Genomic DNA, 18,108 nt, shown 5'->3' on the forward strand with positions numbered 1-18,108 from the left:
CCTCAGGCGCCGGCTTCTTGGATGAGGCTCTTCGGCCGGAGGTCCGTCCAGTTCTCCTCGACGTAGGCGAGGCATTCCTGGCGGCCCGCCTCGCCGTGGACGCGGGTCCAGCCCGCGGGCACCTCGGCGAAGGTCGGCCAGAGGGAATGCTGGCCTTCGTCGTTGACCAGCACGAAAAAGGAACCGTCTTCGTTGTCGAACGGATTGCTCATCGCTGTGTCCTTTCACGGTCCGGCCGGGGCCGGAGTTTCTCGGCGACGATGGCCCCGATCTGGGCCAAGGCCGCGGGCTGCACCATTTCGTAGTGGTCGGATGGGATCTCGTAAGATTCGACGGTCCCGCTGGTGTAGTCCTTCCAGCTGTCCCGCGCGTATTCCACGGGCATATGCGCGGGACGGTCCACCGCGGCGATGAAGAGCAGGACGTCGCTGGCGAAGGTCGCGGAAGCGGTGTGCCGCGGCCCGACCTCCCAGAGGTTTTGCATGACCGCCTTCAACCGCGATCGGGCGCCTTCGCCCTCCACCACTTCACCGGCGAGTTCCAGTTCCTGCTGCTTCCGTTTCCCGAAAGCCTCTTCGTCGGCCGCGGCGCCGGTCGATTTCTTTCCCATATAGGTGGGATAGGCGTCGAGCAGGGCGAGCAGACCGACCTCCTCCCCCGCCGCCTCGATCGCCACGGCCATCGCCTGCGCGATCCTCCCGCCGAGAGACCAGCCAAGGAAGTGATACGGCCCGGACGGTTGGACGGCGCGGATCTGTTCGAGGTAGTCGGCCGCCATCTCCTCGACGCTGGCGGGCAGGGATTCGGTACGGGCCAGGCCGCGCGCCTGCACTCCGTAGACCGGCTGGTTCGACGGCAGGTGGTTCAGCAACGGGCCGTAGTTCCAGCTCAGTCCCCCGCTCGCGTGGAAGCAGAACAGGGGCGGGCGGTCACCTCCCGCGCGCAGCGGCAGCAGGATCTCGTAGTCCCCCATCCGCACCAAGGCGTTCGACCGCCGCCGCTCGCCGACGACGATCAAGGTCTTGGCGGAGGTCTTGCGGGCACGCAGGCCGGTGGGCAGCATGCGGTGCCCCGGGGCCCCGAACGGACAGGGCACGGTCGGCTGATCGGTCTCGCCCTCGTCCACTCCCTGACCGGTGACGTAGAGATCGCCGACGGCGCCGGGAGCGACGGGACGCAGGTCGCCGTCGAGCAGGAGCGCGCCGAGCGGGCCGTCCCCGGCCAGATCGGCGAGCACCGGCGGGACCGCCCCGGACCATCGCGCCGGCGCGATGGGCGGACGGCCGCGTTCGGTGTCGTCCAGGAAGAGGTCCAGGTCGCTGATTCGCCGTCCGGGATCCTCCGCTACCTGTTCCATGACGCGGACCAGCCGCCGGGCCACCGCCTCGGCCGTGTCCTGATCGAACAGGTCGACGGCGTAGTGGAGGGAACCCGCGATGCCGTCCTCCTCGTCCTCGTCGTCACGACACTCGGCGAGACGGAACGCGAGATCCAGCTCGATGGCCTCCAGCCCGCCGGGTTCGACGCTGGTGCGCAGGGCGGGCAGTTCCGTCGCGTCCCACGTGCCGATCTCCTCGTCCCGCACCTCCAGTCCCACCTGGAACACGGGGTGACGGGAGAGTGAGGCGGGCAGGTCCAGCAGCTCGGCGATCCGCTCGAACGGCAGGTCCAGGTGCTGGTTCGCGCCCGTGGCGGCCTCCTGCACCCGGGCGACGACCTCCAGGAAGGTCGGATCGCCCGAGACGTCCGTGCGCAGGGCGAGCGGACGGCCGAACTGGCCGATCATCGGCTCCAGGTCGATGAAGTCGTCGTCCCGCGACAGGGTCGTGCCGATCACGAGGTCTTCACCGGCGCCGTAGTTGGCCAGGAGCATGACGAGCGCGGCGTGCACGGTCTGCTGCGCGTCCGCGCCGAGCCGCTCCACCGCCGCGGTCAGCCGGGCGTGCGACGCGGCGTCCAGCCGCAGTGGGACCGAACCGGCCCGCCGCGACGGGACGGCCGGTCGCGGGCGGTCGAACGGGAGCACCGTCTCCCCGTCGATACCGGCCAGGTTGTCCCGCCAGAAGACGACCTGCTCGTTGACGAGACTGCCCAGCTCCTGCTCGTCCGCGAGAAGCTGCTGCTCCCAGATCGCGTAGTCGGCGAACTGCAAGGCAAGGGGCGCACGCTCCGGGACCCGGCCCGAGCGCCGAGCGCCGTACGCGGCGGCCAGGTCACGGAAGAACACGTCGATCGAGTCGTCGTCGGCGAGGATGCGGTGCGCCTTCAGGTGCAGCACGTGTTCCTTTTCGGACAGTGCGAAAAGGTCACAGCGCCACGGCACCTCCTTGGTGAGGTCGAAGACTCGTTCGCGCCGCTCGGCCAGTTCCCCGGGGAGGTCCTCCTCGGTGACCGGGACCGGGGCCAGCTCGACCGCCAGGGCGTCGTGGATGTGCTGATGGACGCTCTGTCCGTGGCCGGGGAAGCTCGTACGGAAGATCTCGTGCCTCGCCGCGACATCGCCGAGCGCCGCCGCCAGCGCGGGCACGTCCAGCTTGCCGCGCAAGCGAAGCGCGACCGAGACGTACTGGTCGGCGGTCTCCTCGCCGGGACTGGCCAGCAGCCAGGCGCGGAGCTGCCGGGCGGTGAGGGGCACCCGGTCTCCTCGCGTGGCCGCCACCAGCGCGGGACGTGACTTCGCGGCGAGCACCCTCGCGACACCCGCGGGCGTCGGCGAGGTGAACAGCTGCCGGACGGGCAGATCCGCGCCGAGTTCTTCCCGGATCCGCGCGATGAGCCGCATGGCCAGCGCCGAACTCCCGCCGAGGTCATGGAAGGCGTCGTCGACGCCCACCGGGTCGACGCCGAGGATCTCCGCGAAGAGCGCGCACAGCACCTTTTCGGTTTCGCTCTGCGGCGCCTTCTCCGACGAGCGTCCCGCGAGATCGGGGGCGGGCAGCGCCCGGCGATCCACCTTGCCGTTGGGGGTGACCGGCAGGCCGGGGAGCACGACGATCGCCAGCGGAACCATGTACGAGGGCAGGACCAGTCCGATCTGACGCCGGATCTCCTCCGCTCCCGCGTCGCCGCCGTCGGAGACGACGTAACCCACCAGACGCTTCTCGCCCGGCTGGTCCTCCCGCGCCAGGACGACGGCCTCGACCACGCCCGGCTGGGCCGCCAGCACGGCTTCGACCTCGCCCAGCTCGACGCGGTAGCCGCGGATCTTCACCTGCTCGTCGGTGCGCCCGAGGAACACCACCTCGCCGTCGCGGGTCCAGCGCGCCAGGTCTCCGGTGCGGTACATGCGTTCACCGGGCAGGAACGGGCACGCCACGAACCGCTCGGCCGTCAGATCCGGTTTGGCGAGGTACCCGCGGGCCAGCCCCGTGCCCGCGATGTACAGCTCGCCCGCCACACCCGGCGTGACCGGTCGCAGGAAGGCGTCGAGGATGTAGATCTTGCGGTTCGCCATGGGATGGCCGATCGGCAGTTCCCGGCCGACCACGTCGCCGGGCTCGATCGGGAGCCACGTCGCGCACAGGGTGGTCTCGGTCGGCCCGTAGGTGTTCCTCACCCGCAGAGCGGGCTGGGCCCGCCGCAGGTTCTCCACGGACTGCGCGGGAACCATGTCCCCGCCGGTCCCGATCTCGACCAGGCCTGTGAAGCACTCCGGGGACGTTTCCGCCAGCGCGCGGAAAGTACCGGCGGTGAGGTGGACGGCGGTCGCGCCCCGTTCGACGGCCTGCCGGACACCGCCCGCGTCCAGTACTCCCGGCTCGGTGAGCAGGACCCGGCCGCCCGTGACGAGCGGGACCCACATCGCGTAGAGCGAAGGGTCGAAGACGTGCGTCGCGTGCATCAGCACGCCGTCGTCGGGACCGAGCTGCCAGCCCGCGTCGCCTGCCAGACCGGCCACCGCCCCGTGGGGGATGGCCACCCCCTTCGGGATTCCCGTGGATCCGGAGGTGTACATGACGTACGCGAGATCGTCGGCGCTCGGCTGGAATTCCGGCGCCGTGACGGCACAGGCGTCGACGGCCGTCCGCGTCTCCGGCGCGTCGAGGACGATCGAGTCCTCCGGCACGACGCCACTGGTGGCCTGAGTGCAGACGACGGTCGAGATCTCGGAGTCGGTGAGGATGAACGTGATCCGCTCGGCCGGGTACTCGACGTCCACCGGGACGTACGCGGCGCCCGCCTTCCAGATCGCCAGGAACGTGACCAGCAGTTCCGGGGACCGGTCCATGGCCACCCCGACGCGGTCGCCGCGGCCGACACCACGACCGGCGAGGTAGCGGGCCAGCCGGTTCGACGCCTGGTCCACGGCGGCGTAGGTCAGGTTCTCGCCGTTGGCGTCGGTGATCGCCACCGCGTCCGGCGCCACGGCCACCCGCCGCCCGAACAGCTCGACCACGGATTTCCCGGGCACCGGGGCCGCGGTCGCGTTGAAGTCGTCCACCACCAAGGCGCGCTCGGTCTCACTCAGCAGCGTCAGCCTGCCGACGAGGACGTCGGGCTCGGTGACCAGCCGCTCCAGCAGCCGCGCCAGCGCGCCCACGACCGATTCGGCGGCCGTGTGATCGAACAGGCCACGGTCGTAGTCGAGGATGAGCGGCATCCGCTCGCCGGGCCCGGTGATGAGGGTGAACGGGTAATGCGAGGAGTTGCGTCCCCGCTTCACCGGGCGCAGGGCGAGGCGGCCGTCCGGCTCCTCGCCGAGTCCCTGGCGGGGGAAGTTCTCGTAGATGACGAGAGTGTCGAAGACCGCTCCTGGTCCGGCGACGGCCAGCACGTCCTGCAGACCGAGATGCTGGTGAGCCATCAGCGTCGACTGACGGCGTTGCAGATCGGTGAACAGGTCGACGGCCCGTCGCGCGCCGTCGAGCCGGACGCGGACTGGCAGGGTGTTGAGCAGCTGGCCGACCATCGACTCCACACCGGCCAGATCGGCGGGGCGCCCCGAGGCGGTCGCGCCGAACACCACGTCGGTGCGGCCGGCGAGTTGCGACAGCACGACACCCCACGCGCCCTGCACGACGGTGTTCAGGGTGAGACCGTTGCCGCGCGCCAGCCGGGCGAGGCCGTCCGTCAGCTCGGTGGACAGCTCGACCACCGCCGTGTGGATGTCCGGCACGCGGGCCGGATCGGCGGGGACGACCGTGGTGGGGGTGTCCAGCCCGGCGAGTTCGTCCCGCCAGGCCGTCCGGGCCGCTTCCTTGTCCTGCCGTCCCAGCCAGGCGAGATAGTCCCGGTAGGACACGGTGGGCGGAAGCCCGGACGCGTCGCCGCCCGCGGCGTAGATCTCGGCCAGCTCGCGATGGATGATCGGCATCGACCAGCCGTCGGTCAGCACGTGATGAAGGGTGTGGACGAGCCGGTGGCGCTCCTGGCCCAGCCGGACCAGGTGCAGTTTCATCAGCGGCGCCGTCTCGATGCTCAGCCGCTCGGACACTTCGTCAGCGGCCAGCCGGTCCACCTCGCCGTCGGCGATGTCCTCCGGCAGCCCGGAAAGATCCGTTTCGCGCCAAGGGATCTCGGCGTCGCGGGAGATGACCTGCACCATCTGCGCGCCGCTGACATAGCGGAAACAGGCGCGCAGCGCGGCATGCCGATCGATGAGCGCCTGCCACGACGCCTTCAGTCGCCCGGCGTCCAGCGGGCCGTCGATGCCGTAGACGGTCTGCACGGTGTAGGTGTCCGGCCCGTCCTTGTCGAGGACGGTGTGAAAGAGCATCCCTTCTTGCAGCGGCGAGAGAGGCCAGACGTCCTCGACGCTGGAGCGGGGCTTCGCGCGAGTGTCGTCAACGGTCACGATCTGCTCCTTCTTGCGGTTAATCGCGGGCCAATCCGGCCTCGAGTTGGTCCAACTGGTCAGGGGAAAGGGCGACGAGCATGCCCGCCTCGGGCTCCGGCGCGGCGGTGCTCTCGCTTTCGGCAGGCAGTTCGGTGACGAGCACCGCCAGCCCTTCCGGCGTCTTTCCCTCGAACACCTGCCACGGGGTCAGTTCCAGCCCCTTCCGGCGGGCACGGGCCGACAGCTGCATCGACGTGATCGAGTCGCCGCCGAGTTCGAAGAAGCTGTCGTCCGCACCCACGCGTTCCAGGCCGAGCACGTCCGCGAACAGCTCGCACAGCGTCGTCTCCGTCGCCGTGCGCGGGTCCCGCCCGGAGGTCATCCCGGCGAAGTCGGGAGCCTGGAGCGCCCGGTGATCGAGCTTTCCGTTCGGGGTCAAGGGCATCCGGTCCAGCGGCACGAACGCCGCGGGCAGCATGTACTCGGGCAGGCGTTCGGCCGCCAGCTCGCGCAGGGCCGCGACGAGTGGCTCGGCGGGGGTGTCGGCCGCCGGCACGATGTACGCCACCAGCTGTTTGTCACCCGGCCCGTCCCGGTGCACGGCGACCGCCACCTGGGCGGCCCCCGGATGCTCCGACAGCACGGTCTCGATCTCGGCGGGCTCGACCCGGTAGCCGCGCACCTTGACCTGTGCGTCGGCCCGGCCGACGAACTTCAGCTGGCCCTCGCGGGTCCAGCGGAACCGGTCGCCGGTGCGGTACATCCTCTCGCCGGGCGCGAACGGGCTGGCGACGAACCGTTCCGACGTCAGGCCGGGGCGCCCGAGGTAACCGCGGGCGAGTCCGACGCCCGTGATGTAGAGCTCGCCCGCCACCCCCGGCCGTACCGGTTGCAGGAAGGAGTCGAGCACGTAGTGCCGCACGTTCCGGATCGGGCCGCCGAGCGGGACCACCTCGTGTCCCGGGGACAACGGGAAGCTCATCGTCGAGCAGATCGTCGTCTCGGTCGGCCCGTACGCGTTGATCATCCGGCGGCCCGGCGACCAGCGGTCCGCCAGCATGGGTGTGCACACCTCGCCGCCCGTCAGCACGCTCTCCAGACTGTCCGGCAGGTCTTCCTCGGCCGCCAGCACACTCGGCGACACGGTGAGGTGCGTGATCTCCCACCGGCGCAACGCGTCGCCGAGCGTCACCCGTGGCGGCATGCTCTCCGCGTCGGGCAGCACCAGGGTCCCGCCTGCCAGCAGAGCCATGTACAGCTCGGAGACGATGGCGTCGAAACCGATGGCGGACAACTGAAGTACCCGCGAGGAGGACGTCACGGCGAGGCGCTCGATATGCGCACGGGCCAGGTTGGCGAGCCCGGAGTGGGTGACCACGACGCCCTTGGGCACCCCGGTCGATCCCGACGTGTAGATCACATACGCCGCGTCGGCCGGCGCCACCTGCGGCAGCACCACCCCCGGATCGGCGGCTGGCAGCTCGTCCAGCACCAGCACCGCGCCCGCGAATCCCGACGGCACGACCGCCCGGGTCGCCGTCGTGCACACCAGCACCTCGGGAGCCGAACTCGTCAGCATCAACTCGACCCGCTCACGCGGATAGTCCGGATCCACCGGCACGAACGCCCCACCGGCGAACGTCACCGCCATCAGCGTCACCGCCAGTTCGGCCGAGCGGCCGACCACCACACCCACCCGGGTCTCACGCCGCACGCCCAGCCCCACGAGCAGCCGGGCCAGCGCCTCGACCTCGTCGAGCAGCCCACCGAACGTCAGGCTCCGCGTGGCGTCCTGCACCGCCACCGCGTCACGGGACAGCTCGACCTGCCTGCGGTACAACACCGGCAACGTCGCCGCTTCGAGCGGCGCGTCGGTCTGGTTCCACTCGTCCACCACCAGGCGGCGCTGTTCCGGGCCGGTCAGGGCGACCCGGCCCACCGGTGTCCGCGGCTCGGCCACGATCTGGTCCACCGCCTGGAGGATCGAGGCGACGACCGCCTCGGCTTCCGTCCGGTCGTACACGTCCGGCCGATAGATGCATTCACCGCGGATGCCGGTCGCCGCGGACACCCGCATGGACAGCGGATAGTGCCCGGTGTCGTTCGGGATCGCCGCCGGTCGGATGACGAGCGCGTCGGGATCCTCGGACGGACGCAGCGGGAGCGGCGGGTTCTCGAACACCACGATCGTGTCGAACGCCGCACCGGAACCGACGAGCTGGTTGATCTCCGCCAGCCCGATGTGCTGGTGCGCCATCATCGCGACCTGGCGTTCCTGTAGATCCGTCAGCATGTCCACGATCGGTTCGGCGCCGGTCAGCCGGGCCCGGACCGGCAGCATGTTCATGAACAGGCCGACCGCGGACTCGACACCGGGGATCTCGGGCGGACGCCCGGCCACCGTTGCCCCGAAGACCACTTCGTCGCGGCCCGTCAACCGGGCCAGCAGCAGCGACCATGCCCCCTGGAAGAGCGTGTTCACCGTGACGCCGTGGCGGCGGGTGAACTCCACCAGCCGCCTGCTCCGCTCCTCGCCGAGTTCGAACGTGACCCGTTCGGGCTCGACGGGCGCGATGATCGTGTCCGGCGGCACCACGTGGGTCGCCTCGTCGAGCCCCGCGAGTTCGGTCCGCCACGCCTCCCGCGCGGCCGCCTTGTCCTGGCGGACGAGCCACGCGAGGTAGTCGCGGTACGACGTCGGGATCGGCAGGGCCGTCCCGTCGCCACCGGCTTCGTACGCCGCCACCACGTCGACGATGAACAGCGGCAGTGACCAGCCGTCCGCCGCGATGTGGTGCGACGTCATGGCCAGCCGGTACCGTCGTTCGCCGAGACGCACCAGGTGCAGGCGCAGCGACGGCGCCTGCGTGAGGTCGAATCGGTCGGCCTGCAACGCCGCCGCGAGGCGGTCGTACTCCGCCAGCGCCTCGTCCTCCGGCAGCTGCGACAGGTCGGTCTCCAGCCAGGGCACCGTCACCTCGCGGGCGACCGCTTGCACGGCCGCACCGGATTCGAGCTGGTGGAAACTCGCCCGCAGGGCGGGATGCCGGTCGAGAAGGGCCTGCCACGACGCGCGGAGGCGGTCGACGTCGAGCGGGCCGTCGAGGGCGAGGCTACGCAAACTCGCGTAGACGTCCGGGCCGCGTTCGTCGGCGGCGTGGAACAGCAAACCCTCCTGTAGCGGGGAAAGCGGCCAGATGTCGTGCAGATCCGGCACGGCGGCCTCGACTTGTTCCACCTCCCGCTGTGTCAGCGCGGTGAGCGGGAAGTCGGACGGGGTGTGCCCGCCGGCGCGATCACCTCCGACGTGTGCGGCGAGGCCGGTCAGCAGATCCAGCCAGGCCTTCGCGAGCGACTCCGCGTCGGCTTCGCCGAGAACCCGCTCGGCCCAGGTCACGGTCAGGCTGATCTCGGGTCCGCCGTCGGAGTCCAGCACGACCACGTCGATCTCCACGACATGCCGCAACGGCGCGTCCTGCTCCGCCGAGCCGCCGATGGTCCCCGCGATCTGCCATGGCTGCGCCGCACCGTCGAGCCGGGACGAGAAGCGGCCGAGGTAGTTGAACCCGATCTCCGCGGCCGGCAGCGCCGCCAGTACCCGCCCCGTCTCGGCGTTGAGGTACCGCAGCATCCCGTAGCCGAGCCCGCCATCGGGCACAGCTCGCACGTTCTCCTTGACACTCTTCAGCAACCGGCCAGCGGCGGCGCCACCGGCGATCGCTTCGGCGGTGTCGACCCCGGTCACGTCCAGCCGGAGCGGATGGACGTCGGTGAACCAGCCGACCGTCCGAGACAGGTCCATCTCCTCAAGGGGCTGGCGGCCATGACCTTCGACGTCCACCACGACCGCGGTGCCGCCGCGCCAGTGGGTCACCGCGCCGGCCAGGGTGGCCAGCAGCACCTCGTGGACACCGCAGTGGAAGGCCGCGGTGGCCTTCTCCACGAGCACGCTCGCCCGGTCCCGCGGCAAGGTCCACGACCTACGTCCCGCGGTCGCGACGGTGTCCAGTGCGCGGTCGAGTTCGCCGACCCGCGCCCGCGCGCCGTCGAGGATCTCCGTCCACGTCGTCAGTTCGCCGGTCCGGAGCGCCGCCTGCTCGGTCAGCGTTCGCGCCCAGCGCCGGAACGAAACCGCGGGCGGGTCGAGCGCCGGTTCCCGGCCGGCGACCGCGGCCTCACAAGCCAGCTGCAGGTCCGGCAGCAGGATTCGCCACGACACGACGTCGACCGCGAGGTGATGCGCCACCAGCACAAGCCGTCCGACGCGGCCGGGTCCCGCGTCCACCCACACCGCCTGTACCAGCACGCCTTCCGCGGCGTCCAGCCGTCCGGCCGCCTCACCGGCGCACCGCTCCGCGATCTCGTCCAGGTCGGCCGCGCCTGCCTCGACCCGCGCGACCAGCCTCGCCGCGTCGACCGTTCCCCGGTCGGCCACGACCAGGCGGGGCTCTTGCCCCTCGGTCTCGACGACCCGGCTCCGCAACAGGTCGTGTGCGTCGATCAGCGCGCCCAAACCAGCCGTCAGCGCCGCCAGCGACAGATCGCCGGGCGCGCCGACGGTCACCCACTGCGCGGGCGCGCCTCGGGTCATCGCGTGGGGATCGCGTTCCAGCAGTGCCCGCGTCACCGGCGTCCAGGCGACGTCACCGACGCCGTCCGCGACGTCGGCCGATGCCTCAGCGCCACGTTCGGCGATCGCCGCGATCGCCGCCGGTGTCTTCTGTTCGAAGACCTGCTTGGCACCGAAGACGAGATCCTCGCGTCGTGCTCGTGCGGCCAACCGCATCGAGAGGATCGAGTCCCCGCCGAGTTCGAAGAAACCGTCGTCGGCGCCGACCCGGTCCACCCCGAGGATCTCGGCGAACAGGCCGCACAACACTCGTTCGGTCTCGGTGCGCGGCTCGCGACCGGCGGGCTTCCCGGTGAATTCGGGAGCGGGCAGCGCCGCGCGGTCGATCTTTCCGTTGAGGGTCAACGGGAATCCGTCCAGCACCAGCACCACCGCGGGCACCATGAACTCCGGCAGCCGCGCCGCGAGGTGCTCGCGGACCGCACCGGAATCCAGTTCCCGTCCCGCTTCCGCGGTCACATAAGCGATCAGTCGCTTTTCGCCGGGACGTTCTTCCCGCGCCACCACGACCGCCTGCGCGACGTGGGGGACCTCGGCCAGCGCCGCCTCGATCTCCCCCGGTTCGACGCGGTAGCCCCGGATCTTCACCTGGGAGTCGGCCCGGCCCGCGAACACCAGCTCGCCCTGCTCCGTCCAGCGGGCGAGGTCGCCGGTGCGGTACATCCTCGTCCCGGTCGCGAACGGGTTGGCGACGAACCGCTGCGACGTCGAACCGTTGGCGCCAAGGTAACCGTGCGCCAGCCCGGCACCGGCGAGGTAGAGCTCGCCGGTCACGTTCGGGGCCACCGGCTGGAGGAAGGCGTCGAGGACGTACGCCTGCCTGCCGGCCAGCGGCCCGCCGATCGGCAGGACGTCGCCCGTTTCGGCCCCTGGTTCGAGGATGAGCCAGGTGGCGCAGAGGGTGATCTCGGTGGGGCCGTAGAGCTGACGGACGCGCACGTCCGGGCAGGCCCGGCGCATCCGGGCGACGGAGGCGAGTGGCACCGCGTCCCCGCCGGTCAGGATCTCCCGCAGCCCGATGAAGGACTCCGGCGCTTCCTCGGCCACCACCCGGAAGGTCCCGGCCGTCAGGTGGACGGTGGTCACGCCACGTCCGATCGCTTCCCGCAGCCGCTGCGCGTCGACCGCGCCCGGTTCCGCGACCAGCACGCGGGCCCCGCTGACCAGCGGCACCCAGATCTCGACCAGCGACGCGTCGAACGCGTGCGAAGCGTGCAGCAGCACGCAATCGCCGGGGCGCTGCGACCAGCCGGGGTCGCCCGCCAGTGCCGCCACACTTCCGTGCGGCACCGCGACACCCTTCGGCACGCCGGTCGATCCCGACGTGTACATCACGTAGGCCACGTCGTGTGCCCCGACGGTGAGCGACGGCGCATCGCGGCGCGCTCCCTCGATCGCGGGCGCGTCCATGACCACTGGCTCGACGCCGTCCGGCACCGCGTTCCGGGTCGCTTCCACACAGACCGCCACCGAGGTTCCGGCGTCGACCAGCATCCGCTCGATCCGGTCCGCGGGGTAGTCCACGTTCACCGGGACGTACGCGGCCCCCGCCTTCCAGATCGCGAGCAGGGCGACGAACAGGTCCACGCCGCGCTCCAGCACCACGCCGACGTGGTCACCGCGCCGGACACCGATTCCGGCCAGGTATCCCGCCAGCCGGTCCGATTCCCGGTCGAGGCCGTCGTAGGACAGGGTGCGTCCGCCGTCCACGACCGCCACCGCGTCCGGGGACCGGCCCGCCTGCCGCCGGAACAACTCCAGCACCGACGACGCTGCCACGGCGTCACCCGTCGAGTTCCAACGCTCCACGACGGACACGCGTGTCGCGTCGCTCGTCACGCCCAAGCGGCCCACCGGCAGCGCGGATTCCGGCACCACCCGTTCCAGTACCCGGACGACCTGCCTCGCCACCTCGGCGGCCGTTTCCCCGCCGATCCGATCGGGCCGGTAGGCCACGTTGATCCGCAAGCGCTCACCGGGACTCACGTTCATGGTCAGCGGATAGCTGGTCCCGGTCCTGGTGACGACCGAGCTGATCACGACCCCGCCGTCGTCGCCGAGACCGGCGGCGCCGTGCGGGTAGTTCTCGACCATCACGATGGTGTCGAAGACAGCGCTCGTCCCCGCCGCCTTCTGGATTTCCGGCAGCCCGAGGTACTGATGCTCGGTGAGCGCGGATTGGCGCCGCTGCAAGTCCTGGAACATCTCCACCAGTGGCTGGTCGCCTTCGAGCCGCACGCGGACCGGGACGGTGTTGATGAACATCCCCACCATCCGCTCGACCTCCGGCACCTCCGCCGGACGCCCCGAAACCACCGTCCCGAACACCACGTCCGTCCGGCCCGCCAACCGCGCCAGCACCAGCGCCCAGGCGCCTTGCACGATCGTGCTCACCGTCAGGCCATGACCACGGGCGAAGTCGGCGAGTGCGCGGGTCGCCTCCTCGGGCAGCCATTCGGAATGGTTGTCCGGCATCACCATCGTCTTGCCCGCGTCGGCGTCCACCACGGTCGGTTCGTCCGACCCGGCCAGCTCCGACCGCCACGCCGCCCTGGTCGCCGCCACGTCCTGACCACTCAGCCACGACAGATAGTCCCGATAGGACGGTGCCCTCGCCGAACCCTGTCCACCCGCGTAACCGGCCGACATCTCGCCGAGGATGAGCGGTGTCGACCAGCCGTCCAGCAGAACGTGGTGCGACGTAACCACAAGCCGGTGCCGTCCCTCGCCGAGGCGGATCAGCGACAGCCGGAGCAGAGGCGGCTTGCTCACGTCGAACCGCTCCGCCTGGTCCTCCGCGAGAAGGCGTTGGACCTCCGCGTTCGCGTCCGCCTCGTCGAGGTGTGACACATCCACCGCACGCCACGGGAGGTCGACCTCGTCCGCGACGACCGCCACCGTCTCGCCGGAGCCCAGCTGATGGAAGCTCGTCCGGAGCGATTCGTGCCGGGCGACCACCTGGTCCCATCCCGCGCGCAGCCGGTCGGCGTCGAGTGGCCCGTCGAGGTCCAGGATCCGCTGGCTCTGGTAGACGTCGACGCCGTCCTCGTCGAAGGCCCGCTCGAAGAGCATGCCTTCCTGCAACGGTGACAGCGGCCAGATGTCGGTCAGTCCGGGCGCCGCGGACTCCAGTTCCGCCACGTCCCGCCGCGTCACCGCGACGAGTGCGAAGTCGGACGGGGTGTGCCCGCCCGCGCCGAGGGTCTCGGCGAGGGCCGCGAGGCCGGTCAGCATGTCGACCCAGGCCTCCCCGAGCCGCTCCACCGTGGTGGGGTCGAGATCCCTGCTGTCGATGGCGAGCCTCAGCCGGGGGCCGTCGGGCGTGTCCTGAACGTCCGCGCCGACCTCGACGGCGTGGGCCAGGATCAGATCCGGGCCGCCGCCGAGTGCTCCTTCGGCGACCTGCCACGCGGTGTCCCCGGAGGCGGCGACGCCGGACCGGCCAAGGTAGTTGAAACCGATCCGCGCGGACGGCAAACCGGCCAGCCTGGCCCCGGTCTCGGGGTTGAGATGGCGCAACAGCCCGTAGCCAAGACCATCGCCGGGGACGGCGCAGGCCTGTTCCTTCACGGCCTTCAGCAACTCTCCCGCCGCCGCTTTCCCCGCCGCCGCAGCGGAAAGGTCGACGCCGGAAACGTCGAGGCGGACAGGGTGCACGCTGGTGAACCAGCCGACGGTGCGCAGCAGATCCTCGCCGTCGGCGGCGTGGCGGCCGTGGCCTTCCACGTCCACCAGAACCCCGGCGCCGTCCGGTCGTGCGACCGCGCCCGCCAGGCCCGCCAGCAGGACTTCCTGGATCCCGCAATGGAAAGCCCCCGGCACGTCGGCCACCAGGCCGCGTGCTTCGGCTCCCGACAACGTCCGCGACCACGAGTGCGGCTGTCCGGAACCCTGCTCCGGCACCGGGTCCGCGCCATCCAGCGCGGCGGCCCAGTACTCGGCTTCGGCGACGGTGCTCTCACTGAACGCCTGCTCGGTCAGCCGTCGCACCCACTGGCGATACGACGTCGTCACGGGTTCGAGGGCAGGAGTCCCGCCGGAGGTCACTTCGTCGTACGCCGCGCGCAGATCCGGCAGCAGGATCCCCCACGAAACCGCGTCGACGGCCAGGTGGTGCGCCACCAAAGCCAACCGGCCCGGCGCGGCGGTTCCGGCGTCGACCCAGACGGCCCGCAGCATGGTCCCCTTCGACGGATCCAGTTCGCCTGTCACCGCCCTGATCGCGCGCTCGGCGACCTCGTCGAGATCTTCGGACACAGCGTTTTCAGGCACAGCGTCCACTCGCGTGACCAGGTCCGCCGCGGTCACCGCACCCGGCTCGGCCACCATCAGCCGCCCATCGGGCTCCACCCTGGCCCGCATCAGGTCATGCACATCCAGCACGGCTTGCAGGGCGGTCACCAGCGCGTCCTGGTCGAAGCCCGCCGGGGTGACGACGACTCGCGCCTGCACGAAGCCAGGGCGCACCGCGTCGTCCCCGAGGGCACGCATCACCGGCGTCCGAAGGATCTCTCCCACGCCAGCGTCCACTGTGGACGGTTGTGTCGGCTGGGCACCGTGGACCGGCGCCGCCAGCCGCCCGGGAGTCCGGTGCTCGAACACCAGCCGCGGCGTCAGGGAGAATCCCTCCCTGCGCGCGCGGGCCGCCACCTGCATCGACGAGATCGAGTCCCCGCCCAGTTCGAAGAAGTCGTCCTCGACCCCGACCTGGTCGAGGCCGAGCACCTCGGCGAACACTCCACAAAGGACTCGCTCGGCCTCGGTGGCGGGCGCCCTGCCCACCGCCTTCGAGGCGAAGTCCGGTTCGGGCAGCGCCTGCCGGTCGACCTTTCCGTTGACCGTCAACGGCAACTCGTCCAGCACCAGCAGCGCGGCCGGCACCATGTACTCGGGCAGCGTCTCGGCGAGCTGTTCGCGCAGCCGCGCCGGGTCGACGTCGTGCCCGGTTTCCGCGACCACGTAACCGATCAGCTGCTCGCCCCGCGCGGACACCACGGCCTGGGCGACACCGGGCAAGGCGGCGAACGCCACTTCGACCTCACCGGGCTCGACCCGGTACCCGCGGATCTTCACCTGGTCGTCCGCGCGTCCGGCGAACGCCAGCGCGCCCTGCTCCGTCCAGTACGCCAGGTCCCCGGTTCGGTACATGCGCTCACCGGCGGCGTAGGGGTCGGCGACGAATCGCCCAGCCGTCAACGTGGAACGACCCAGATAGCCTTGCGCCACACCGGCTCCGGCGACATACAGCTCACCGGCCACGCCCGGGGGCACGGGTCGCAAGAAGCCGTCGAGGACGTAGACGCGCCGCCCCGCGAGCGGACGTCCGATCGGCAGCACCGATCCCGTCTCGTCACCGGGTTCGAGTACCCACCACGTCGCGCACAGCGTGGCCTCCGTCGGCCCGTAGAGATGCCGCACCCGCACGTCCGGACACGTCCGCCGCACCCGCTCCACCGCCGCCAGCGGCACCGCGTCCCCACCGGTCAGCACCTCGCGCAGACCGGCGGCCGACTCCGGTGCCTCTTCGGCCAGAACCCGGAAGGAGCCCGCGGTCAGGTGGGCGGCCGTCACACCGTCGGCCACGTATCCGGCCAGTGCTTCGCCGTCGACAGCGCCCGATCCGGCCAGAACCACCCTGGCGCCCGACAGCAGCGGCACCCACATCTCGTACAAGGAGATGTCGAACGCGTGCGAGGCGTGCATCAACACGGTGTCGTCGGGGCCCACCCGCCAGCCGGGCTCGCCGACCAGCGCCGCGACATTGCCGTGCGACACCGCGACACCCTTGGGCGTCCCCGTCGATCCCGACGTGTACATCACGTACGCGAGGTCGCCGGCGCTCACACCGACCGACAGGCGAGCGGATTCCGCGACCGCCTGCCGTGTCTCCGGATCGTCGAGGACGATCGGTTCGAGTCCGCCGTCCAGTACGGCGTCCCGGTACGCTTCCGCGCACACCACCGCCGACGGCTCCGCGTCGGCCAGCATGAACTTCACGCGTTCCGCCGGGTACGCGGGATCCACCGGCACGTACGCCGCGCCCGCTTTCCACACCGCGAGCAACGTCGCGATCAGGTCGCGTGACCGTTCCATCACCACGGCCACGCGATCCCCGCGCCGGACGCCCCGGCCGCTCAGATAGCCGGCGAGCCGCTCCGCGTTTTCGGCCAGTTCTCCGTACGACACCGTCTGATCGCCATCGACGACCGCTGTCGCGTCACGGTGGCGCTCCACCTGGCGGTCGAACAGATCCAGGGCGGGCACGCTCGGCGCCTCGGCCGGGGACGCGCCCCATTCCCGCACCACCGACGCGCGCTCGACCTCGGTCGTCACCTCGACCTCGGCCACCGTGATCCCGCTCGTCGCCGTCAGCTGACGCAGAACCCCGCTGAACCGCTCCACGATGGAGAGGGCGGTGTCCCGGTCGAAGAGATCCGTCAGATAGTCGAGTTTGAGGAGTATCGACTCGCGAGGGACCGCGACCAGCGTGAGCGGATAGTGGGCGGCTTCCCTGCCCTGGTTCACCTGAAGGCCGAAAGGTTTGACGGAGTCCGATTCACCGGGCTCACGCTGGAACTTCTCGAAGACGAGCAACGTGTCGAAGACCGCGCCAGGGCCGGCCGCCTGCTGGATGTCCGCGAGCCCCACGAACTGGTCGGGGACGAGCGTCGCCTGCCGTTTCTGCAACTCCGCCAGCAGTTCGACGACCGGCGTCGAGCCGCGCAACCGCACGCGTACGGGAACGGTGTTGAGGAACAGCCCCACCATCCCCTCGACGCCACGCAACTCCGGCGGGCGCGCCGAGACCACCGCCCCGAACACCACGTCCGTCCGGCCTGCCAGCTGCGCCAGCACCAGCGCCCACGCGCCCTGCACCACCGTGTTCAACGTCAACCCGTGGCGGCGAGCCAGCTCGTCCAGCGATCGCGTGAGGTCTTCCGGCAGCTCGACCTCGACGCTCTCCGGCACCGACGGCGCTCGCGCCGGATCGGCGGGCGCCACCAGCGTCGGCTCCTCGGCGCCACTCAGCTCCGCCGCCCACGCCGACAGCGACCTCGTCTTGTCCTTACGGCTCAACCACTCGAGATAATCCCGGTACGACGTCACTTCCGGCAGATCCGGCACGCCACCGTCGGCCGCGTACAGCGCCGACAGCTCGTCGAGCACGATCGGCATCGACCAGCCGTCCATGATCGTGTGATGGCAGGTCACCGCCAGGCGGTGCGTGGTGTCGCCGAGACGGATCAAGGTCAGCCGCAGCAACGGCGCCGTCGCGAGGTCGATCCTCTTCGTCCGGTCCTCTTCGGCCACCTTTCGCACGGCCTCCGCGGGATCATCGAGGTGGGAAAGATCGACCTCACGCCACGGCAGTTCCACCTGCCTGGCGATGATCTGCACCGTCTCACCCGATTTGCGCTGCCTGAAACAAGCCCGGAGCGAGGCGTGCCGGTTCAGCAGCGCCTCCCAAGCCGCCCGCAGCCTCGCCGCGTCGACCGGACCCTCCAGGTCCAGGATCCAATGTCCTATGTAGACGTCGAGCCCTTCGCCGTCGTAGACCGCGTGGAAGAGCAACCCGGCCTGCAGCGGCGACAGCGGCCAGATTTCCTCGATCCGCGACTGAGCCATCAAAATCTCCCTCGATCTGCGAAGGGCTTGAAGTTCGTCGTCGAACTCAGCCTCGAATGCGAGATGTCCCCTGTGG

3 protein-coding genes are annotated in these 18,108 nt (G+C 70.9%); all 3 read right to left on the reverse strand.

All coding sequences use genetic code 11. From position 1 onward, the window contains the following. Nucleotides 1–2: 2 nt before the first annotated feature. Genes ACLARN_RS10660 through ACLARN_RS10670 form a run of 3 tightly spaced genes read right to left on the reverse strand, consistent with a single transcriptional unit; the run spans nucleotide 3 to nucleotide 18,032 of the window. The gene (locus tag ACLARN_RS10660) at nucleotides 3–212 is read right to left on the reverse strand and encodes an MbtH family protein (protein ID WP_409491165.1); all 210 of its coding nucleotides are present in this window, start codon (nucleotides 210–212) and stop codon (nucleotides 3–5) included. Then, nucleotides 209–5,794, reverse strand: coding sequence for an amino acid adenylation domain-containing protein (locus tag ACLARN_RS10665; protein ID WP_409491166.1), 5,586 nt, complete (start codon nucleotides 5,792–5,794; stop codon nucleotides 209–211). The genes ACLARN_RS10660 and ACLARN_RS10665 overlap by 4 nt, the downstream gene beginning before the upstream one ends. A gap of 19 nt (nucleotides 5,795–5,813) precedes the next feature. Further along, nucleotides 5,814–18,032 carry an amino acid adenylation domain-containing protein gene (locus ACLARN_RS10670; RefSeq protein WP_409491167.1) on the reverse strand — a complete coding sequence of 4,073 codons (12,219 nt, stop codon included), beginning with the start codon at nucleotides 18,030–18,032 and terminating at the stop codon, nucleotides 5,814–5,816. Between the last annotated feature and the right edge of the window lie 76 nt (nucleotides 18,033–18,108).

This window comes from Amycolatopsis sp. cmx-11-12, assembly GCF_046269425.1.
Lineage (GTDB): Bacteria > Actinomycetota > Actinomycetes > Mycobacteriales > Pseudonocardiaceae > Amycolatopsis.